This window comes from Ruminococcus sp. Marseille-P6503, from assembly GCF_900604945.1.
Classification (GTDB): Bacteria; Bacillota; Clostridia; order Oscillospirales; family Ruminococcaceae; genus FB2012.
Genome location: NZ_UWPB01000002.1, coordinates 540,871 through 561,218, shown reverse-complemented (window position 1 = coordinate 561,218; position 20,348 = coordinate 540,871). Strand labels below are relative to the sequence as shown.

Here is a 20,348-nt window from a genome sequence, read left to right as displayed (position 1 = left end):
TTTGAGCCTCCGCTTTCAGCGTCAGCCCATCTCCATATCAAGATTTTCTTCTTCATTGACAGACGTGATCTCCACATATTCTCCGATAATACACAGCGCCTTGTCATAGCTGCTGCAAGAGGTGATACGGCTGCACATTTCCTTTGCCTCATCTGCCATTCCGTTTCTTTTCAAGGTACGTGAAGCTATTCCCATAAGGTTAAATATGTTTCCGTTCTGACCTATGAGGGGACATTCAGGCTTTTTCTGTTTTTGTTCTATATCATGAGCAAAACCGCCAAGTTTGTTAGGAACATAATCGGAAAGCCATGTGCCGCCGAACTGCTCGTGAGTCTGCAATCTCCACATTGCAAGCCTGCCGACATTAAGCTGAACGTCGTCAAACGGAAACAGCAGACAGGTAAGATTTCCGTTATTAAAGCTATATACCTTTTCAAATCGACTTTCATTCTGCAATATTCCGCTTTCCGTTAACATATCGTTTATGCCGTCGACCCATTCTTTCAGGTCGCCGCCGCAGCCCTGCAGAACAAGCCCCTCGCTGTCGTTCATTTTTCTCAGATCGTGTAAAGATACGCTCTTGATTTCCATTAATGCAAAAACTCCTTCCCATAATATTTTTTCAGCAGACCTATGACAAACAACTGACCCTTGCCTGTGACGTAGGTCTGCCGATAGGTTTTTGTCATTGCGGAGGTTTTAAAAGCCGACTCCTTCACTTTAAAATATCCTCTGTCTATATATTTCTGATAGGGGAGATTGTCGGTCATAAGGATACCCATTCCTCTGAGAACGGCGTACAGCCTGTTTCTGCCAATAGGAATTCTTTCTGCTCTCGCAAGCTTTGCCATTTCGTTCATATCGATGAGATTATCGGTATTTGAAACCTGATTTGCAAACTCCACCAACGGTTTGTCATGCCGGATACGCTCGTTGAGCTGATCAATACAGCGGAACTGAAGCTTGAAAAGCTCCTTTATCGGTTCTTCACAAAAAGACAGGTAATTGTCAACGAACATATCCGCATTACCCACATAGCCGCCTGTTTGATTGATTTGAGGCAAGATCTTATCAAAAATCCACGACTCAAATTCCGCAGCTCTCGGCAGGTTGCTGTGTGCGACAAGTCTGTAAACATCGCCCTCAGGAATAAAAATCATCTTAATGCTCTTGCTTGGAGACTGCGGATGAGGTAGGTCGTGTTTCACGCCCCACCTGCAATGCCGCCTTATTGCGTCCTTTGTGTTGCTGTAGCCCAATGCAGAAGCCACATCCTTTCCGCAGAACATGATTCTGCCGTTATCTTCATTTAAAATTCTGAGTGAACCAAATTCCTCATTTTTAAAAATCTTGACCATATTATTCATGTTTCTCATCCTCCTTTTCAAGCTCTAATATATTCCTTGCTATCGCTTCCGCTACAGGTACGGACACGGCGTTTCCCGCCTGCTTGTAGAGCTGCGCGTCGGACATTCCGGCTGCTTTGACTTTATTGAACTGCTCGTCCGTAAACCCCTGCAATCGCCAAGCCTCAATAGGCATGAGCCTGCGGATAAGTCCGTTGTAAATTACGCCGTGCCTGTCTGTCACGGTAAGCGTGAACATCGGTTCGTTAGATTCTTTTACCCGTCTGCCTAGCTGCCTTGTACGCGGCTTAAAGGGATTCAATATTGCTCTCGGTTCTTCCATAACCATAACTCCGGATTTTTCTCCTTTATGGCTGCCTATTCCGCTGTCCTGACGTGTGGTTATGCATCTGGCAAGCTCCGTCACCTTAGGATCGGGATTCATATCTATGCACATAGCGTAATACCCCTGATTACAGCTTGTTGTCAGCGTGTGTGCTACATCGTGACCTACCCGACCTCGCCTTGAGTTAAGATTCGGATATGCAAGATCGATACTATCACCCGGCAATGCTGTCTGATATCCCGACTTGGTCTTTACCTTTATGGGAAGCCCTAAGATCTCATAAAGTCCCGTTTTTCCGCCGAAGCCTCCCGCCGTTCCCGTAAGCGTTATGCTCAGTCCGTCGGTGGAGTAGACTCGGCAGCCCTCCCGTCCGGGTATGCGCTGTACAATAGCTTTTGGATTTGCGTCGGTGAAAGACAGTACTTTTCCGGAGCGTTTTTCTCTAAGAAATCCGATAATGAACACTCTCTTTCGGGATTGGGCGACTCCAAAATTTGCGCTGTTAAGCACCTGCCATGTGACATCGTACCCCAGTTCATCCAACGTACCGAGGATGACCGCAAACGTCCTGCCCCCGTCATGCGATAGGAGACCGGGTACGTTTTCAAGCAGCAGATATTTAGGTTTTTTAACGGCAGCGATTCTGGCAATTTCAAAGAACAGCGTTCCTCTCGCGTCGTTAAATCCTCCCCGTTTTCCAGCGATTGAAAAGCTCTGGCAAGGGAAGCCTGCGCAAATAAGGTCGAAATCGGGCAATTCATTTGGGTCGATTTTTCTCGCGTCGTCAAAGTACATCTCTCCTTTCGTATCGTACATTGTTTCGTATGCTTTTTTAGCGTACTTGTCGATCTCGCACCAGCCTATGATCTCAAAGCCTCCCGCTTTCTCAAGTCCTGAACGGAATCCTCCGATTCCTGAAAATACGTCAAATACTCTTATTATGTTATTTTCCTTTCTGTTAAGGGCAATAAAAAAACCGCTATGATCTCTCATAACGGCTTAATGCTCTATTGGTTTTGGCTTATATGGTTCTGCGGTCCTCATCTCAAACGCCCCCTTTCATATTGACAGGTTTATTCCAGCTTCCTACATTGACATATCCATTTCGGCTTCCTCGGACAGACTCTCCGTTTCTTCCTGCTGAATTTTATGAAAACAGTCCTCGCCGGGTATCAGCGAAAGGGAACGTCCGTTATCCCATTTCATTAGAATATTACCCGCGTCATCCACTGCTTTTACCGTTCCCACAGCGCCTGACGGAATCGGCTGTGGATCGTTTTCCATGCTGTCAAGGCAGATCCTTGTGCCTTCAGGGTATCTCTGTCTGAGTATTTCAACCTTGTTCTGATCATATATCATCATATTTCCTCCGTATAGTTTCTTTTTTAATAGTATATTAGTCCATTGGTATCACGACCCTTCAATATTCCTGTAATATTCCTTCATACCGCATTCAATACAGTCCTTTGCAAACTGCTCCGCCTCCCGCATACTGTTTTCAAGCAGCTCATAATTCACAGCCGCAGAAAATTCGTCCAGCTTTTCTTTTTCCGATCCGTCTGTGAAAACCTCGATCCTGAACCCTTCGCACATAATGTCCGTACCGTTTTCAGCTTCCCTTATCAGGCTTTGGTCGGGAGTTATTTTTACATAATAGTCCTTATACTGCATATTCAGCCGCCTCCTATAGTCATCTGAAAGTCGTCGTTCAAATTCTCGTCAATTTCATGCTGAATCGAGTTTTCCAGAGCGGTCTGCAAACAGCTTTCGTCAAGACCGTATTCTCTGTAGCCCTGCAGGATAATATCGTAATACTGCCGGGCAGGAGGAGATATCTCTCCGTTATTCATAAGATACGCCATGCCCTCGTATTTTTTGCCGCCAAGCTCAAACGTCATTTTTTCCTGTCTGTACTGCCGGGGGTAGCCTTCGTATCGGTTCAGAGCGGTAATATCGCTTTCTTCAAGCTCCCAGATCACAACGGGAACGCTCGCACCCTTTTTCGGCACGATAGTGGCGTAGCTTCTGAATTCCAATTCATGATCCTTGATCACTGATGTTCCCACGGCTTTGGAATTGGGACATCTATACGCCATCTGTTCAGAATTGATATTTGAGCCGTAGGCTATATACAATTGTTTTTGTTCCATAAGAGCTCCTTTCTACATTGCCATTTCAAATTCCTCGCCTTCGCTTTCCGACTGCTCCGGTTCTTCATCACAGCTCTGCTCATTTTCAGCGCTACGCTTCTGACGAAGCCTTTCCCTTGCGGCTATACCGTCCTCCGGATGCCTCCACGCTATATCTCCGGCAAGGCGCTTTAACAGGTGAGCTCGGCAGTTTTTGAATTCGTCCCCTATGAGTCCGAGATTCAGAAGCCATACCCGAAAGCTGTAACGCATATTGTCGCTGCCGCTTACTTTAGGGGAGCAGAACTTTCTTGTAACCGCCGCGTTGCTTATTGCCAGAGCCAGAACTATCTGGCTTCTGATCTCTCCGGCATGAAGGCTTGCGTTGCAGCATCTGATCTCATAATGACCGTGCTGAAAGTAGCTATGAAGATTGAGCGCTCTGTATCTTGTTTCTGAGTAATAGGTATTCTCCTCCGACATATTTCCGTTATACCACAGCATTTTTATTTCCTCGATCGTATCCGGCTTTCGTTTATTTAGTTTTTCCACAAAACTTCTGTCGATTTTCTTGCAGTACCACTCTCGGACTGACGAGACCTGCAATGCTTCCCACAGGTAATCCTCCTTGCTTGAGAAGATATTTACAAGATTTCTAAGCTGCCGGGGCGTGTAATCGTCCGCTGAGATATGGATATGCGTTCCGCATTTATACGCGGGTCCGGTAATTCCTCCGGCATGCCGCAAAGCCCTGATCACCTCCTGCAGCAGAGGTATATCCTCATACTCCAGCACAGGAGAATTAAGCTCCACACTGTAGGCTCTGGAAGCCGCTGCGCCGCTTCGGGTAGTGCAGATTATACTGGAATCTGATACGAATGACCAGTTCCTGCCTTTACTGTCGCTTACGTTATATTTATCGTAACCCCCACCGTAATGGGATACCTGTCCGCCGAGCGTCTTTGCCGCCGCTTTTGCTGCCTGACATCTGGTCAGTCCCGTCATTTCTATTTCGATTCCGAAATTCCGTCTTTTGATACCGTCAAAGTTTCCTGACAAATTTTCACCTCCCTTATCCGCAAAAAGACCGCTTTCCCTTTACATTTTAAGATTCATTTCTGGTTCTTCATTCCGGCTGATTTCCATTTCCTCCTCCGTCTGCAGCGACCAGCTTGCTCCGTTATTAAAGAAGCTGACGCAAATATTACCCAGTTTTCCGGTTTCAATCTCACGCTGCTCCAGACCTTCGCCCCAGCCGTCGCTTGCCTGACCTTTAAGATAACCTCTCAGCTCTTCAAGCTCGCTGTCCGTAAGCTCTCCGGAAATCTGACAATCAAAAATTCCCATAAGCTCTCCGTTTACCTCTCCGACGGACGGAAACGCTGAATAGACCTTTTCGCATACGGACGTTTCTTTGTCATAGTACGCCATAAGTCCGCGGCGTTCTTCCTCCGGTAATGAAAACTCCTGAATGAATTCATTGATCTCGTCCGCACAGCCGACGGCGAATTCACAGGAAATCTCGTCGCAATCCTCATTAATAACTACCAGCGGACAGTAAAGCTTCAGAGAATGCGTCGGCTTGGCTTCCGCCTTAACAGACTGTCCGATCATCTCCGCGGACTGAATATCGTCTCTTTCACGGAGCATTTCTATGACTGCCTGCATGATATTGCTTCTGAGATCGTCGGTTATTATTTTCGTCAGGACCTCTTCAGGCTCAAAACGGATTTCTCCGCAGCGCGTCTTTTCGGCGATATACGCTGCGATCTCCTTAAGCCTTTCGTGTATTCTCCTTTCAGCTTCGGTCAGCTCGTTGTTTTCGATCAATGCTCTTGCGTTGGGAATGAACTGCGACTTTCGGGCGTATTTTGCGCCCTCGGAATCGACAAGTATTCCGTCGCCGCTTTCGCTGTCAACAAAAAGAACGCAATGGGCAATGTCGTTTATATCAATGCGCATCAGCTTATGATACCTGGCGATCCAGTAATTATCGTCAAGGGTATCGTTTTTCAGCCTTAAAAATTCATTGCCGTAAAGCGTAACGACCTTTTCCACGCTGACGTAATAGGTATTGTAACCGTCCCTCTTGTGATTGAGCGTACTGTTAAAATGCAGTCTTTTCATTCTTATTCCTCCGTTATATTTATTTGCGGTTTCTATATGCCTTTTGCTGTCGCCTCCTTCAGGGCATAAAAAAAGACCGCTTTGTTTAACATCACTTTCGTGATATCAGACAAAACGGTCCTTGAAATTTTGTATACTATTTTTTATATTTACAAAGAGCATATCTGAGATTATCTTTCTCAAATATGCCTCAATCTTCTGAAATATTTAAATGTCGTGAGTTCGAATCCTTTCAGACGGTGTTTTTCGGCTTTTTTCATCTATGGTTTTTAACTTCTTTTTTTCGCCGTTTGGGTATCAAAAAAGCCCGCAGCTACGGGCTTTTTGGCACTTTCATCTATTTTGTCAGTGCTATATGGTGCGGATAACAGGAGTTGAACCTGCACCGAGTTTCCCCGACTGGCACCTGAGGGTAGGGTAACGATAGTGCAAAGTAATTCCCGACTTATTTGACGTACAGCAGAGTTACTGAAGTTTTCCCCATTTGCGAATACAGAATCCGGAATAAAGAGAAGCTTTTAATATATATGTGACAGATAAAGCATAAATATTCAGATCTTCTGAATACATAGCTCCGAGCTGATTTGCAGCAAAAGCATATTCAAACCAACTGCCGCGGAAAAAAGATGAAATAAAGTACGGGCACACAATAAATACAAAAGATATGAAAAAGGTGAATACCGTATTTTTTGCAAAAATGCTGACTGCACAAATAAATAATGCCGCAGCTGCGCATGAAAATGATTTGATAACAGCGTCATTCATATAATATTGCTTTAATGAATCGCCAGAAAACGCTTTGTATCCCATCAAGTTTTTGATGTCAAGATCAGAATGATCCGCCTTTATGTGCAGTACAAATGTTACATATTGAACCATGTACAAAGCTAAAGCAACTGCAAACGCCAATACTATGACCATAATGAGCTTTGATATGCACACATAATTTTTTCCGTATTTTGACGTTAGCAGCATGGCAGCAGCTTCAGATTGATACTCGCTGTCAAATACAGGTATTATCAAGCAGATAATTGTCAGCGCGACAATATAATTAAATCCCGAATTAGTGAAAAAATCTATCCACGGGGTATCATAAAAGAATACTCCTTCGCCGATCTCATCAAAATAGCTGCACTTCTGCATCAGATATTCAATTGTTGAAAGTTCTGCCAGAGCTCTATTGAAATCGGAATTATGCGCTTCAAATTCATCAAGTAAAATCGTATTTTGCTTGTACGCAGTTATCATGTTTTCATGCTCGTTTATAGTCTGATTTATTTCATAATACCTGTTCAAAATTATATTGCGTTTTTCCTCAGTATATTCGCCTTCAAGCTGTTTCATATAATTTATATATATCTCATCGGAATATTCATGCTCAAAATTTCTGGGAACTAATATTAATAATATCTGCATTAAAACAGCGGCAATGATTATAAGGGATCTTTTTGAATATATTAATTTTCTAAATTCATAAAGTATAATTTTCATTTTTTCTCACCAGCCATACCGCCTTCGTCAAAAAAGTACATATATACATCTTCAAGAGTTGGCTGCGCTGCAACAGCATTTTCAAATGGTTTTACGTCAGACACAATGTGCAGGCTTACTTCTTCTCCGTGCTTGATTATGTTTGCATTGGAATTTAACAGAACATATTCTTCAGCTTCATTTATATCTGAAGGTTTATTCCATACCTTTCCTACTATATGCTCTTCAACCTGCGAAGTGCTTCCGGAAAGTATAAGCTTGCCCGACTTCAAAAGTATTACATTATCCGCAATCGTTTCAACATCTGAAACTATATGCGTTGCTATTATAATTATTTTATTTCTTCCGATTCGGCTCAATATATTTCTGAACCTCATGCGCTCTTTAGGATCAAGACCGGCTGTAGGTTCGTCAAGAATAAGCACCTTCGGATCATTTAGAAGAGAAACGGCAATGCCTAGACGACGTTTCATTCCTCCTGAATATTCACCGTATTTTCTGTTGGAGTCTGACGAAAGATTTACAAATTCAAGAAGCTCATCTATTCTGCTTTCCGGACCTGCAATGCCTTTTAAAACAGAGAAATATTTCATTAGATCATATCCTGTGAATGACGGATAAAAGCCCGGATTCTGAGGTAAATATCCTAATATGCCGCGAAATTTTGCTCCCATTTTTACAGTATCTTCATTATCAAGCGTGATATTTCCGCTGCTTGGCTTGGTTAATCCTGCAAGAATATTCATAAGAGTACTTTTTCCCGCACCGTTCGGTCCAAGAAGCGCCTGTATACCGTCTGTCAGTGTAATGTTAAAATCATCAAGCGCAATTTTGGTTTTATATTTCTTTGAAATGTTATTAAATACAAGCTTCATATCGTCACCTCTTTCGATTTACCATATTTTCTTAATGCAACAGCAAGGCAAGTCAACATTATAACAGCAGAAATAAGCAAAACAAGAAAAAGTCTGCTTATCTGGAAACCGAAAATATCAATATAGTCAAATGTCCTGAAATAACTTTTTATGTTTAAAAGTCCTTGCGGCAGAAAGCATCTTAAACTGTTGTAAATTTTATATTCTGACGCTAAGGCGCTTGCGTTTTCAGTTGTATATATGAAATAATAAGTAATTATTATTAAAGGAATTATTCCGGCAGATAAGGAAACAGCATATGACACAAACTGTTTACGGCATAAAACCGACACCATAGCTGTAATTGCCGCGATCATAATATAAAACAATAGTTTACACAAAAATTTTATCAAAAAATAAATACCTGTTGAAATCAAATACGGACAAAATTCAAATTCGGGAAAGCTTTGCAAGGGCAGTGACAGATCATTTACATCAAAGAATATTTTTCCGAATATAATCTGGATCAAAGCTGTAAAAACTGTTATTGCTGTTACAACAACTGAAACTGAAGCAAATTGTTTTATAAATAAACTGCGCTGTCCGTTAAGTGAAGAATGGATCATTTTATATGCGCCGCATGAAATATCCATTGTGAACATCCTTACAGCCAACATTACAACAAATGCAATCATTGCATATTCCCATATGGTATTATCGAAGAAAAGCTGCACACCTTCAATATTACCTGTGTCTTTAAACTTTAGATCAATAGTTCTGTTGTATTTTTCTATAACAAGCTCATTGGATTTTATAACAGATGTGTTAGGATCAGTCTTGCTCTTTTCCTCCGATATATTATACAATGCATCCTCTACAAGCTGACGGCGGTTATTCGGAAATTTTTGATAAATATAGCTTGCATTGCTGTATGCGTTGCTGTAAATAATATAGTCCTCCATAATGTTTTTGCCGTATTTACCCGGCTTTTCAAACGCCGAATCTCCCAGTTCATTAATTTGAATTTGCAGCAGTTCAAATTGGCTGTATAAATCAATCAAAATTTCTTCGTCTGGCATTTTACTGTTGTTTATATCCGCCAATAATTCTTCATACGCATTATTCGATGAGTTTCTGCTCTTTAATGCATTTACCGCAAAAACTGAAAAAAAAACGAATACAACTAACATACAAATATATGTAAACGGCGAAGAGAATAATTTTTTTATTTCATATAACACGCTTACTCTTCCTCCATTTCAATTGTTTTATATTCGGTGGAATTATCTTCGAAAATAAAAATAAGTTTCTCCGTACTATTAATGATAAAAACAAAGCCCATGCCGCTGGTGGATACAATATTGAGATATTCCGAATTAATATATTCTTTACCATCTGAAAACGTATACTTCAAATCAAGCTTTGTTGATTTCTTGTTTTTAATATCATATTGATAGCAATCTTTTGTTACATAGCTTTGATAATATATTCTATTATCAGTTACATAATAATTAACATAGCAATCGTCTAATAATTTTGCGGATCCTGAGCCGTCAGCTTTTGCTGTATAAAGAATAGGTATTTCGTTTTCATATTTTACATAATAAATATATCCATTTTTAGCGCGAACCTGACCTACCTTATCTGCAATCTTTTCAGTTTTTCCACTCTCAATCTTGTATATATAAAGCTCCAGATTTTCTGTAGTAAAATAAAGATAACCGTCAGCAGCACAAAATCCCATACAAAGACTATCCGATATAGTTGCAGGGGCAGTAATTTCCTTTGTATCAGTGTTATATGTAAAATAATAAGTCGGGCAAACAATATACAACAAATTGTTATGTCTTACCAAAGCGGTTATTACGCTTTTATTATCAGGATAAATCTCAGCTTCGTACTCCGTATAATAATCATTAGTCAATATTACAGTCTGATCATTACCGCTGAAAAACATTACTTTGTTGCCGTCTATGTAGTATATTCCATTAGAAACGGCAACAGGAGAAATTATATCCTGATAGCTTATACAGCCCGGAGAAGTAATTTCATCGTGGGCGCATCCCGGAATTTGACATACATACTGTACACGGCCGCTTTGCAGATTGATTTTAGTATTTGGAATACTGAAATTATAAAAGTAATTTGAATCAACCGTAGTAGTTAGGTTCATAATATTGTATGGTTTGTCATCATAATCAAAATCATCTAAGTTGATATTTAATTGACTGTCCTTAATTTTTTGTTCGGTATTTGATAGATCTACATAATCTCCTTTGCTTTGATTACAACCACATAATGTTATAAAAATAAAAGAACTTATGATACATATTGCTTTTTTAAATGAATGCATAGTATTAACTCCTTCGGTTTATATTGAGGTCAGCCAGCAATTTGCTTATATTAGACCCTTATTCAACTCTTTTCCGTCAGCTATTTCTTAAATATCCTTATTCGTTATATGAAAATCTTTTCATTTATAATACAATCCAGTCCCTAAAATGCTTGTGAACATTCTGTAAATATTCTGTCGAAAAACAGCTTAACGAACCTCCATTGGATATTTATTTGTATTTGACTCCTTTAATTTAAGAGATTTGAACTCTGATCTTAGGCGTTGAATATGAAGTTAAATCTTCACTTTTATCTGCTGGTATAGCAATTGCTTGAAATGTATGCAAGCCTGAATCTGGGATATAGTTATTTGGAATACAATATTGATATGTTCTGCTTCCGTTTAAACAATTCACCTCATAAGAGTAGTTTCCATCAAAAATATCCACTAACATTCCATCACATAAAACTAAAATATAATATGAAATTTCCTTTTTATCTCCACTGTTAAACTTAACATACAAATTTTTATTTTCATTAGTAAGAAGTACGTCATTATAAAAATGAGTTTCTAGCGCCCTATTGTCATTATCTTTTACAGTTAATTCACCTATATCTATTCCATAATATTCTTCTTTTTTAGGTATATTAATATAGAAATTGGAATTTGAATTTGAATTTTTCAAATTATCATCTATAGAATGTGCGCTATTTAATATTGTATACGAAATTTCTCCGCTATATGATCCTAAACCACGTTCAGGAATATCCTCGGGGAAATAAACACACACTATTGTTATTATATTTACATCATATGAACAATTAAAGCTTACATCTGTCAAATTATCATTGGCAACTTCCACAAATATATCGTTAAATATTTTATATTTATCATTATTGTTTATACAAAATTCAATTGGCTTTCCATCTGCTAAAATCCACATACGCATGGGTGCATATTCTGTATACATACTTTTATCCGTAGTTACATTAGTCAAAACCTTTATGTTTACTAGTTCATTTTTATTAATTTCTATTTTGTTCTCAAGTGGAGTATATGAACTATTATTATAAAAAGCATTTAATGATGTATTAAATGTGAAATCTTTATTTAATTCTGTAGTATTTTCAAATGAACTATAATCAATTGTACTATTTAATAACGATTCATTATTGTTAATCTCACTATTTTTCTTATTAAAGCAACCTGTTAACATCACTGTTAATATCATACCAATTAATATAATTTTACTTATACGCATTTTTAACCAACCCCAAAAATTTACAATAATTAGAAAACAAAAAGGATTCAACTATGATATATGAATAATAAGCTGAACCCTTTGATAATATTAATTAGAAAGCACGATTACACTCTTGCGAAGAAGTGCCATAAGCAGACGATGAGGTTGTAGTCTTTGAATTACAATAAGAGTATGCTCCGGAATAAGATGCATCCTTATATGCCTTAACACTATTGGCCGTACCGGAATTTGAAATTGGAGTAGATGAATTTGAAGTTGTTAATGTTCCAGTAATATTGAAATATGTTTTTAATGAAGAACCTGTCGAGATATCTGATACAACGCCATAATAATAAACATTTACTCCACCAGCAGGCTGATAGTAATCAGTATATACTCTTGAACGAATATTAACTGTACCTCCTGTACAACCAGTGGTAGTTTTATTTGTTGTGCCTTTGTAAGTAATTGCGCTTGCGTTCATACTTCCCATACCAACAGCCATAGTAGTCGTTGCCATGACAATGGCAATCAGCCTTTTAAACGTTTTTTTCATTTAAATGTCCTTTCCGATTGATTTTATCAATCATAAAAATATTTATCTTACACATTTAACTTGTAGAAAATGTGTTTGATATTTAGTCCTTTTTCGCTTAAAGCATCGCCTTAATATTTTTCGTTTCTGATTCGTATAGATTATAAAAGCTTTCAACTGTGCGTAATAATTATTATACAATAAAATATTTTATAAAGTCCATTTAACTGTTTATTGCTTAGCATATTAAATAAATTTTGTCAATTGATAAAAAGACAAAATTAGGCAAAATTATTTGTGCATTATGCACTGATTTCATGTCGAATTTTGTAGATAACGCAAAAACTAATAACACCAACTGGTTTTTCCTTAATCTTTTTAATCTTATGGCGTAAATATATTTAACTTTTGGTCTCACATATTAAGAGGAGTTAGGATACAAATGGTTATAATTTTCCCTTTTACTATTTGATTTAAAAAACGTAAAATAAGTTTTTCTATTTAGTTTATATAGTATTATGAGTATTTTAACTTTAAGGTTATTAAATTTCTGACGCTATCTTGACAATCGCACATTCCATGTTAAAATAAAAATAGAATGACAGGGTTCTGTTTAAAATGACAATTAAATATCAAACGCCAATTACATAAACATATTTCAAAGAGCATAAGGCTCGTACATATTTAGGCACGCTTCAGACGGAAAAGCTTCCGCCTTTAGTTGTGGTTAAGTATGTGCGGGCTTTTTCTGTTTGACGGTACATAAAATTTCGTTAAAGCGCCGCATAACGTTCTTGTGAGCGCCGCACGCGGCAGGTAGGATAAAATAACGGAAGCTTGAAAATCAAATATTTATTAACAAAGGAGGCTGACTGAATGAAAGAACTAAAAACCAAAACCTGCGAGGAAATCATGACCACCGTATACAAGCCTATCGAATTTGCAGTTGACGGTTTAATTGCGCAAGGTCTTTACATTCTGGCAGGAGCGCCGAAAGTCGGGAAATCGTGGTTAGCTTTAGACCTTTGTCTGAGCATAGCAAAAGGAGAAAAAGTGTTAGGTCGGACGGTTTCTCAGGGCAAAACGCTGTACCTTTGCCTTGAGGACAGCTATGAACGAATACAAAAGCGGCTTTATGAAATTACAGACGAACCGACAGAAAAGCTTTTCTTTGCGGTCATGGCGGAAACAATCGGAAACGGTCTTGTAATCCAGATCGAAAGGTTCAAGTCGGAGCACGCTGATTTGAAACTTGTTGTAATCGACACGCTGCAAAAGGTTCGCGGGTCAACGGAAAACAGCTACGGCTCGGACTATAAGGAACTGTCTGTTTTGAAAGGTCTTGCCGATAAACTGAGGATTACCGTTTTACTTGTTCACCACACACGAAAATGTAAAGACAACGATCCTTTCAATATGATTTCCGGCAGCGCTGGTATAAGCGGCTGCGTTGACGGAAGCCTTGTACTCATAGAAACAAAGCGCGGCAGCAGAACCGCCAGGCTCTACTGCGTCGGACGCGACATTGAAAATCATGAGCTAAACCTTGCATTTGAAAGTAACCGTTGGACAGTCACCGATGAGGAATCTCCTCCGCCAAGCAAAGACAACATTTTCCTCGCCGCTGTTTACGTATTCATCAAGGACGCTGGTCATTTCGAGGGAACTGCAACTGAGTTGATTGAAGCTTTAAAAACTGTTTCAAATGAGAATTTTCATTCCAACCGAGTTACAAGAGATTTGGTTCAGAACGGTTACAAACTGAAGCAATGCGGTATTGATTTCTGTTGCGGCCGAAATCATTCGGGAAGAAAAATTATTCTTGATTACTGTTCCGCGCGTGACGGCAGTGACAGTAAAAACGGCAGCGGAGTTACTGTCACGAAACAGCTTATAGAAGTGTTGCAAAGTCAGTAACAACTTTGTCTATTGTGCGTGTCAGTAGAATTTGAAATATATTTTTACTGTCACGCTTAACGGTTACCGTCACGCAGATTTACGAGCCAAATCCGCCCGAATTTGCCCTCCCAAATTCAATCGGGAATATATCGGCATGAAGTATAAAAACGCCGCACAAGCCAACGCGGAGCGTTTGCGGGCGGATGAATAAAATTAATACAGAGGCGGTGCAATATGTGCCGCTGGTAATTTACACAAATGGAGGAATTTGAATTACTTCAAAAACTCAAATATTTACTTGCTAGTTAAAGGTCAGGGGTCAAAGCCCCCGGACCGTTACAGCGGACGAGCAAAGCCCGCCGCGGAAACGCCCTAAATACGTCGTTTGTACAAGAGGATCGTGCAGTATTCCAACGGCTGTCTTATGGGGCCGGAAATAGGATTTTAGTTGAATTCAGGCGTCACAGATACCGAAAAGCGCGTAAAATCGGCATTTATTCAGGGGTCGAAGCATAGAAAGGAGCAGATTTATGGCAAAGAAAAGAATGGCTGTGTATTTTCAGCCGGAAACAATTAAGAAGATCGAACAGGAGTACCGCGGGGACAACTGTTCATCGAAAACGGAGTTTATCGAGAAAGCCGTTAAGTTCTACATCGGCTATCTCAACGAGGAAGATAACATAAACTATCTCTCTCCTATGATAACCGAAACGGTCAAGGCGCAGATAAAGGGTACGGAACAGAGACTTGCACGTTTGCTTTTCAAGGTCGCTGTGGAGCTTGGAAAGCTTTCGCATATGACCGCCGCTGTAAACGAGGTTGACGATGAAACACTGGACAAGCTTCACGCTATGTGCGTAAACGAGGTTCGAAGAATAAACGGCATTATTGATTACGAGGACGCTGCGGAGTATCAGAACAGCTAAATGGAAAGGAAAAGTTAAAATGGATAATTTAAAATTCACAGGCAGAAAAGGATTGACGTTAATTTTCAGGAGAGCGATAGGATGGCGAAAAGAAAAGATCCCCCTAAAATCAATATGGTCGTCGTTACATACAACGGCGACAGAAAATTATTTAATTCGTTTATGGAGTCAATGATTCTGGACTATTTAAATTCAGGAAGTATGCCCAAACGCTCCGGCTCCAATTTTATTGATAAGGTAGAAAATTATTCGAAAACAGCGTAATTGCTGGACTTTAAAGGTCTTGTGTGGTAGTGTCTGTCGTAAAGGCGGGCACACCCTGCGAGCCTGCCGGAAAAATCGGATTGGAGGAAAAATTTATGAGAGCATGGCTGTACTATCGATTATCTCGCGACGAGGACGAGGAGATGAATTCGCTTAATAATCAGCGGCAAATTTTAATTGATTATGCAGAGCAAAACGGATATGACATCATAGGCGAGAGCTTCGACGACAACGTTTCCGGAATGACTTTTAACCGAAAAGGTCTGGGAGAACTCGAAATCGCTGTCGACGAGGGTAAAATAGATGTGGTTCTTGTCAAGGATTTATCAAGACTCGGACGGCATCGTACTCAAACGGAGCTGTTCATTGACCATCTGCGGCAGAATAATGTCAGGGTATATTCCGTAACCGAGGGTATCGATTCAACCAATGAGAACGACGATTTAATGATCGGCTTCAAGCAAATATTTAATGATTTTTACGCTAAAGACATAAGCAAAAAGGTTAAGGCCGGTATGCGGCAGAAGCAGAAAAACAAAGGTCTTGTACTTACTTTACCGCTCGGTTATCGTTTGGATAAAAACACAAACGAGGTGGTAATCGACGAGGAAACAGCTTGGATTGTGCGTGATGTATTCAAGCTTTACGTCGGCGGCTACGGCTTGACAACGATTGCTAAAAAGCTGAACGCGGACGGTATTCGATCGCCGGATTACTATTTTAACAGAAAGCTTGCCGACTGGAAACCGGATATTTCCAAAAGATATTTATGGGCACAGACTTCCGTTAAAAGAACGCTTTCTAATGAACTATACATTGGAACTCTGGTCAATCACAAAACTGTAACCTCTAAAATCTACAAAACAAAAACCTTTATTCCGCCAGAAGAACAGTATCGGCATGAGAATTTCTGCGAGCCTATAATTGATATAGCTACTTGGAATCAGACTCAGTTTTTACTGGAACAGCGTTCAAAAATCAATCCGCGCTCAAAAAACGGCAGGAGGCTTCACCGGTATGCGGGACTGATAAAATGCGCCGACTGCGGAGCCGGATTCACAGCCCGCAGACGAAAATGGCGTGGGAACGAATACGTTGAATACACCTGCAGCAGCAATCATCGCTACGGCAAACAATATTGCACTCCGCATACAGTCAGAGAAAGTCAGCTTGACGAACTTGTGGAAAACGAAGTGAAATCACTAAGAGATAACATCTTATCTGAGAGCGATAAGTACGATAAAATCGTCAGGGATTGGCTCAGGAAGAAACCATTATATGAACAGCAGATTCAAACTAATACCGATAAAATACTAACTCTTAAACAACAAATCGAAGATTTAATCATAGAGCGTATCGGCGATAGGGAACACGCTGCAGTCTACAACTGTATGATCGCTAAGCGTGAGGAAGAAATTGCATCCCTTGAAAAAAAGACAGCGGAGCTTAAAGAATATGACAAGGTCTGTAAACAGCGAAAAGAACAGCTTAATAATACCACTCAAATACTTGATGAAATACTGTCCAAGGGTACGATATCTGACGTCAATCTTAGAATGCTGGTAAAGAAGATAACTATTCACCAGAACGAGGACAAAAGCCTTGACGTTAACTTTGAGATGAACGGAGATTTTTGCGGCAGCACAAGTGTTTTTTGAAACTGATGAATCCAAAACTGCATAATTTAAAGGCTGTAAGCTCTTATTTGCTTACAGCCTTTTTTGTCGTTGGTGCGGATAACAGGAGTTGAACCTGCACCGAGTTTCCCCGACTGGCACCTGAAGCCAGCGCGTCTGCCTATTCCGCCATATCCGCACATATTATGAATCTGAAATTTTTACTCAGCTCAGATTCAAAACCGAGATGGACTTTTACAAGTTGTTCCACAAAATATGCTGTAATGAACAGCGAAACCATTTTTTACACAGACGTAACTCTACCTGAAGCCAGCGCGTCTGCCTATTCCGCCATATCCGCATACATGAACTTGATTTTTTTACGGCTTAAATTCAAAACGTTGAAACCATCTCATAATCAACATAAACTATTATATCACACTTCCGCTAAATTGTCAAGCACTTTTTTGCACGGCAACAGCACTTACTTTTTGGGGAAAAGAGAATATCCATATTATCCTTACTATATGAGCTAATGTTATCATTTTTATCGGCGTTGACAACACTCGCTAAGTGACTGTGAATACAATATCTTCCGACTCAAATTATAAGCGATTTTGATTTAAAAAGCAATAGACTTTTATGTTAACCGTTTAAATCTTTCGCAACTCCCACAGACTAATTACGCTTCTGACAAACGGTAAGCTGAACAGTTAGCTTGCCGACATTGACAGACATGCACAGGGACGCTTTGAAACGCTTACAGAGCAGATGAAACAGGCACAGGGTATCACGGAGCAGCTAAAGGCGGAAAACGCCTTAGAATGGACAGGAAGAATGAATAACATACGGGCGTGTGAGAGGGAGATTGTAAATAACGAACTAATTTATAACTAATGTAACGCTTATGAGCACAGAGGCAGAGCAGGTAGGAAGATTATCTTACCTGCTCTGCTTTTGATGTTAGGAATAGGCTTTTATGTCTCTAAAAGCGTTACCTTTTTCTTTCGATAATCTCTCGGTGAAAGCCCTGTTTTTTCCTTAAAACGCTTTCCGAAATGGCTGATTTGCCGAAAGCCTACTCTGTCGGCTATAGTTCCTATCGGCTCATCAGAGTTTTTCAGCAGTTCGGCTGCCTTAGAAAGCCTGTATTCTGTTAGATATCTGTAAGGGGTTGTCTGCATACTTGCCTTAAAACACCGCAGACATTCCGATTTGCTGACATTTGCACTCTTTGACAGCCTATCAAGAGAAATATCTTCTTCGTAATGTTCGCTTATATACCGTAAAAATTTTTGCATACGAACACCCATAACGATATCGATGTTTTTGCTTGGTACTTGAATATTTTTGCATACTTCAAGCCAAAGTGTGGAGAGCAGACAAAGCGCTTGATAGACATAAAATTCGGTTTTTCTGTTTTCAAGGTCTGCAAGGCGGGAAAGGGCAGATAAAATAGATTTGCACCAATCCATTTCTTTCGGAAAGCAACATATCGGTAATTCATCTTTGCCTGCAATGCGTTCAACAAAAGCAGATGCGGGACTACCGAAATAAAATTTAAGAAAATAATCGGGGAAAATAAAACTATTGTAGTGACAGGAAGAAGTCTTTTTATTAACAAGATGTATCACATTTTTATTGATAAAAATACCGCTGCCTTTATTTATCTGTACTGATGTATCTAATGTTTTTATTTCGATTTCACCGTCAAGAACATAAATGAATTGTAAATCCTCATGCCAGTGCATAACCTGAAAGCCGGGATTTCTCGGATAGCTTTGGTCGTTAATAACATCAAGCACAAGGTAGGGAAAATCCGAATCAGCCTTTAAATTAACCGAGTTTATATAATCCTTTTTTGCGTCTCCCATTTCGACACACCTCTTTTGGATATATTATGATGATTTTAGGCGATATTTTAATATTATAACGTCTCAAATTATGATATTATTATATTACAAGTCAATCGCTAAGTCAAGACAGGAGGTGCAAACGTGTATTTTCAATATGATGAAAGCGCAATCGAATATTTAAAGCAAAAGGATAAACGTCTTGCAAAAGTGATTAACAAAGTCGGAAAGATTGAACGTGAAGTGGATAACGATTTGTTTTCTTCGGTTGTACATCACATCATCGGTCAGCAGATTTCTACAAAAGCGCAGGCGACAATCTGGCAGAGAATGCAAGATGATTTTAGCGCTGTGAATGCCGATACCATTCTTGCCGCCGGAATAGATCGCTTACAGTCTCTTGGAATGACTTTTAAAAAAGCAGAGTATATTACGGATTTTGCTGTTAAAGTAAAAATCGGTGCTTTTGATTTACAGGGCATTTGGAATAAATCTGACGATGAGGCAATAACCGAATTGACAGGGTTAAAAGGAATCGGCGTCTGGACTGCCGAAATGATTTTGCTTTTTTGTATGCAGCGTCCGAATGTTTTCAGCTACGGAGATTTAGCGATTCTGCGTGGTATGCGTATGGTGTATCACCATAGGAAAATTGACCGAAAGCTATTTGACAAATACCGCAGAAGATTAAGCCCCTATTGCAGTGTGGCAAGCCTGTACTTTTGGGCGGTGGCAGGCGGTGCGATTCCCGAAATGAAAGACTACGCCCCTAAAAAGGAGAACAAGAAAAGTGGACAAAAAGGAAAAGCTGCAAGCAATTCAAAATCGGGACAAGTCTTATGACGGTAAGTTTATTTTTGGTGTGAAAACAACAAAAATAGTATGCCGGCCGGGCTGCCCCGCAAGGATACCATTGGAAAAGAATATTGTATTTTTTGATACGATGGAAGAAGCAATAGAAAAGGGATACCGTCCTTGTAAAAGATGTAAACCGGAACTTGTCACCCAAACACAGCAGGAGGAAATGTAAATGAGTAATATCATCGTATTATTTGAGGTAACTGTAAAAAACGGAAGAATGGAAGATTATTTGAAAATGGCGGGCTCACTGAAAGACAGCCTTGCAAAAGCGGAAGGATTTATTCGATCCGAGCGTTTTTCTTCCCTTGCTACAGAGGGGAAATTACTTAGTATGTCAATATGGGAAAATGAAGAATGCGTTTCAAAATGGCGCAATCTTGCCGCACACCGTATGGCGCAAAAGCACGGGAGAATGAATGATTTTGCAGATTACAAAATCACAGTTGTAACGCCTGTCCGCATCTATACAATTACCGACAGAACGCAAGCGCCTGCGGACTCTGATGAATATTTGGAGGTATAA

At 39.8% G+C, this 20,348-nt stretch carries 22 protein-coding genes, 1 tRNA gene and 1 pseudogene; 8 read left to right on the top strand and 16 right to left on the bottom strand.

Annotation, left to right across the window (positions count from 1 at the left end; all coding sequences use genetic code 11):
• Nucleotides 1-21 precede the first annotated feature (21 nt).
• The 14 genes from EIH25_RS08705 to EIH25_RS08640 all read right to left on the bottom strand — a co-directional run bounded on the left by EIH25_RS08705 (nucleotide 22) and on the right by EIH25_RS08640 (nucleotide 12,427).
• Nucleotides 22-591, bottom strand: coding sequence for a hypothetical protein (locus EIH25_RS08705; RefSeq protein ID WP_124100689.1), 570 nt, complete (start codon nucleotides 589-591; stop codon nucleotides 22-24).
• A complete protein-coding gene (locus tag EIH25_RS08700) occupies nucleotides 591-1,367 on the bottom strand; it encodes a phage antirepressor KilAC domain-containing protein (protein WP_164489201.1) in 777 nt (258 codons plus the stop codon). The genes EIH25_RS08705 and EIH25_RS08700 overlap by 1 nt, the downstream gene beginning before the upstream one ends.
• Entirely contained in the window at nucleotides 1,360-2,685 is a 1,326-nt protein-coding gene (gene dcm / locus EIH25_RS08695; RefSeq protein WP_164489200.1) for a DNA (cytosine-5-)-methyltransferase, read from the bottom strand. Before dcm ends, EIH25_RS08700 begins: the two co-directional genes overlap by 8 nt.
• Before the next feature lie 93 nt (nucleotides 2,686-2,778).
• Entirely contained in the window at nucleotides 2,779-3,054 is a 276-nt protein-coding gene (locus EIH25_RS08690) for a DUF4314 domain-containing protein (protein ID WP_124100685.1), read from the bottom strand.
• Between the two features lie 48 nt (nucleotides 3,055-3,102).
• On the bottom strand, nucleotides 3,103-3,363 hold the full coding sequence (locus EIH25_RS08685) for a hypothetical protein (protein ID WP_124100683.1): 261 nt from the start codon (nucleotides 3,361-3,363) through the stop codon (nucleotides 3,103-3,105).
• Between the two features lie 2 nt (nucleotides 3,364-3,365).
• Complete coding sequence (locus EIH25_RS08680; protein WP_124100681.1) at nucleotides 3,366-3,842, bottom strand: gamma-glutamylcyclotransferase family protein; 477 nt, start codon at nucleotides 3,840-3,842, stop codon at nucleotides 3,366-3,368.
• A gap of 12 nt (nucleotides 3,843-3,854) precedes the next feature.
• Nucleotides 3,855-4,880, bottom strand: coding sequence for an amidoligase family protein (locus EIH25_RS08675; RefSeq protein ID WP_124100679.1), 1,026 nt, complete (start codon nucleotides 4,878-4,880; stop codon nucleotides 3,855-3,857).
• Between the two features lie 39 nt (nucleotides 4,881-4,919).
• Nucleotides 4,920-5,948: a DUF6329 domain-containing protein gene (locus tag EIH25_RS08670; protein WP_124100677.1), complete on the bottom strand. Its 1,029-nt coding sequence runs from the start codon at nucleotides 5,946-5,948 to the stop codon at nucleotides 4,920-4,922.
• A 465-nt stretch (nucleotides 5,949-6,413) separates the two neighbouring features.
• Nucleotides 6,414-7,292, bottom strand: coding sequence for a hypothetical protein (locus EIH25_RS08665; protein WP_124100675.1), 879 nt, complete (start codon nucleotides 7,290-7,292; stop codon nucleotides 6,414-6,416).
• Nucleotides 7,293-7,435: 143 nt separating this feature from the next.
• Entirely contained in the window at nucleotides 7,436-8,314 is an 879-nt protein-coding gene (locus tag EIH25_RS08660) for an ABC transporter ATP-binding protein (RefSeq protein ID WP_124100673.1), read from the bottom strand.
• Nucleotides 8,311-9,534, bottom strand: coding sequence for a hypothetical protein (locus EIH25_RS08655; protein ID WP_124100671.1), 1,224 nt, complete (start codon nucleotides 9,532-9,534; stop codon nucleotides 8,311-8,313). The genes EIH25_RS08660 and EIH25_RS08655 overlap by 4 nt, the downstream gene beginning before the upstream one ends.
• A 2-nt stretch (nucleotides 9,535-9,536) precedes the next feature.
• Nucleotides 9,537-10,646 carry a DUF5050 domain-containing protein gene (locus EIH25_RS08650; RefSeq protein ID WP_124100669.1) on the bottom strand — a complete coding sequence of 370 codons (1,110 nt, stop codon included), beginning with the start codon at nucleotides 10,644-10,646 and terminating at the stop codon, nucleotides 9,537-9,539.
• A 235-nt stretch (nucleotides 10,647-10,881) separates the two neighbouring features.
• A complete protein-coding gene (locus EIH25_RS08645; protein ID WP_124100667.1) occupies nucleotides 10,882-11,889 on the bottom strand; it encodes a hypothetical protein in 1,008 nt (335 codons plus the stop codon).
• Nucleotides 11,890-11,983: 94 nt separating this feature from the next.
• Nucleotides 11,984-12,427 carry a hypothetical protein gene (locus EIH25_RS08640; RefSeq protein ID WP_124100665.1) on the bottom strand — a complete coding sequence of 148 codons (444 nt, stop codon included), beginning with the start codon at nucleotides 12,425-12,427 and terminating at the stop codon, nucleotides 11,984-11,986.
• Between the two features lie 855 nt (nucleotides 12,428-13,282).
• Between EIH25_RS08640 and EIH25_RS08635 the strand changes: the two genes are divergently transcribed.
• The 4 genes from EIH25_RS08635 (at nucleotide 13,283) to EIH25_RS08620 (ending at nucleotide 17,153) form a co-directional block, all read left to right on the top strand.
• On the top strand, nucleotides 13,283-14,323 hold the full coding sequence (locus EIH25_RS08635; RefSeq protein ID WP_124100663.1) for an AAA family ATPase: 1,041 nt from the start codon (nucleotides 13,283-13,285) through the stop codon (nucleotides 14,321-14,323).
• A gap of 512 nt (nucleotides 14,324-14,835) precedes the next feature.
• Complete coding sequence (locus EIH25_RS08630) at nucleotides 14,836-15,231, top strand: hypothetical protein (protein WP_124100661.1); 396 nt, start codon at nucleotides 14,836-14,838, stop codon at nucleotides 15,229-15,231.
• Between the two features lie 81 nt (nucleotides 15,232-15,312).
• Nucleotides 15,313-15,495 (top strand): hypothetical protein, encoded by a 183-nt coding sequence (locus tag EIH25_RS08625; RefSeq protein ID WP_124100659.1) that lies wholly within the window; start codon nucleotides 15,313-15,315, stop codon nucleotides 15,493-15,495.
• A 95-nt stretch (nucleotides 15,496-15,590) separates the two neighbouring features.
• Nucleotides 15,591-17,153, top strand: coding sequence for a recombinase family protein (locus EIH25_RS08620; protein ID WP_124100657.1), 1,563 nt, complete (start codon nucleotides 15,591-15,593; stop codon nucleotides 17,151-17,153).
• Nucleotides 17,154-17,223: 70 nt separating this feature from the next.
• On the opposite strand, the gene EIH25_RS08615 is transcribed toward EIH25_RS08620, so the two are convergent.
• Nucleotides 17,224-17,310 (bottom strand) — tRNA-Leu (locus EIH25_RS08615).
• Between the two features lie 473 nt (nucleotides 17,311-17,783).
• On the opposite strand from EIH25_RS08615, the pseudogene EIH25_RS08610 reads away from it, so the two are divergent.
• A pseudogene (locus EIH25_RS08610) lies at nucleotides 17,784-18,008 on the top strand (TnpV protein); the annotation flags it as partial.
• A gap of 80 nt (nucleotides 18,009-18,088) precedes the next feature.
• On the opposite strand, the gene EIH25_RS08605 reads toward EIH25_RS08610, so the two are convergent.
• A complete protein-coding gene (locus EIH25_RS08605; protein WP_124100655.1) occupies nucleotides 18,089-18,985 on the bottom strand; it encodes an AraC family transcriptional regulator in 897 nt (298 codons plus the stop codon).
• A 123-nt stretch (nucleotides 18,986-19,108) separates the two neighbouring features.
• Between EIH25_RS08605 and EIH25_RS08600 the strand changes: the two genes are divergently transcribed.
• From EIH25_RS08600 to EIH25_RS08590, 3 genes are read left to right on the top strand one after another with little or no spacing between them, the layout of a single operon-like run.
• A complete protein-coding gene (locus tag EIH25_RS08600) occupies nucleotides 19,109-19,807 on the top strand; it encodes a DNA-3-methyladenine glycosylase (protein ID WP_124100653.1) in 699 nt (232 codons plus the stop codon).
• A complete protein-coding gene (locus EIH25_RS08595) occupies nucleotides 19,755-19,994 on the top strand; it encodes an Ada metal-binding domain-containing protein (RefSeq protein WP_124100651.1) in 240 nt (79 codons plus the stop codon). The genes EIH25_RS08600 and EIH25_RS08595 overlap by 53 nt, the downstream gene beginning before the upstream one ends.
• Nucleotides 19,995-20,348: an antibiotic biosynthesis monooxygenase gene (locus tag EIH25_RS08590; protein ID WP_124100649.1), complete on the top strand. Its 354-nt coding sequence runs from the start codon at nucleotides 19,995-19,997 to the stop codon at nucleotides 20,346-20,348.

Bases quoted from the DNA above. Each gene is read 5' to 3' on its own strand.
- EIH25_RS08705 (WP_124100689.1), bottom strand. From the start codon at position 591: ATGGAAATCAAGAGCGTATCTTTACACGATCTGAGAAAAATGAACGAC.
- EIH25_RS08700 (WP_164489201.1), bottom strand. From the start codon at position 1,367: ATGAATAATATGGTCAAGATTTTTAAAAATGAGGAATTTGGTTCACTC.
- dcm (WP_164489200.1), bottom strand. From the start codon at position 2,685: ATGAGAGATCATAGCGGTTTTTTTATTGCCCTTAACAGAAAGGAAAAT.
- EIH25_RS08690 (WP_124100685.1), bottom strand. From the start codon at position 3,054: ATGATGATATATGATCAGAACAAGGTTGAAATACTCAGACAGAGATAC.
- EIH25_RS08685 (WP_124100683.1), bottom strand. From the start codon at position 3,363: ATGCAGTATAAGGACTATTATGTAAAAATAACTCCCGACCAAAGCCTG.
- EIH25_RS08680 (WP_124100681.1), bottom strand. From the start codon at position 3,842: ATGGAACAAAAACAATTGTATATAGCCTACGGCTCAAATATCAATTCT.
- EIH25_RS08670 (WP_124100677.1), bottom strand. From the start codon at position 5,948: ATGAAAAGACTGCATTTTAACAGTACGCTCAATCACAAGAGGGACGGT.
- EIH25_RS08665 (WP_124100675.1), bottom strand. From the start codon at position 7,292: ATGAAACAGCTTGAAGGCGAATATACTGAGGAAAAACGCAATATAATT.
- EIH25_RS08660 (WP_124100673.1), bottom strand. From the start codon at position 8,314: ATGAAGCTTGTATTTAATAACATTTCAAAGAAATATAAAACCAAAATT.
- EIH25_RS08650 (WP_124100669.1), bottom strand. From the start codon at position 10,646: ATGCATTCATTTAAAAAAGCAATATGTATCATAAGTTCTTTTATTTTT.
- EIH25_RS08645 (WP_124100667.1), bottom strand. From the start codon at position 11,889: ATGCGTATAAGTAAAATTATATTAATTGGTATGATATTAACAGTGATG.
- EIH25_RS08640 (WP_124100665.1), bottom strand. From the start codon at position 12,427: ATGAAAAAAACGTTTAAAAGGCTGATTGCCATTGTCATGGCAACGACT.
- EIH25_RS08635 (WP_124100663.1), top strand. From the start codon at position 13,283: ATGAAAGAACTAAAAACCAAAACCTGCGAGGAAATCATGACCACCGTA.
- EIH25_RS08630 (WP_124100661.1), top strand. From the start codon at position 14,836: ATGGCAAAGAAAAGAATGGCTGTGTATTTTCAGCCGGAAACAATTAAG.
- EIH25_RS08625 (WP_124100659.1), top strand. From the start codon at position 15,313: ATGGCGAAAAGAAAAGATCCCCCTAAAATCAATATGGTCGTCGTTACA.
- EIH25_RS08620 (WP_124100657.1), top strand. From the start codon at position 15,591: ATGAGAGCATGGCTGTACTATCGATTATCTCGCGACGAGGACGAGGAG.
- EIH25_RS08605 (WP_124100655.1), bottom strand. From the start codon at position 18,985: ATGGGAGACGCAAAAAAGGATTATATAAACTCGGTTAATTTAAAGGCT.
- EIH25_RS08590 (WP_124100649.1), top strand. From the start codon at position 19,995: ATGAGTAATATCATCGTATTATTTGAGGTAACTGTAAAAAACGGAAGA.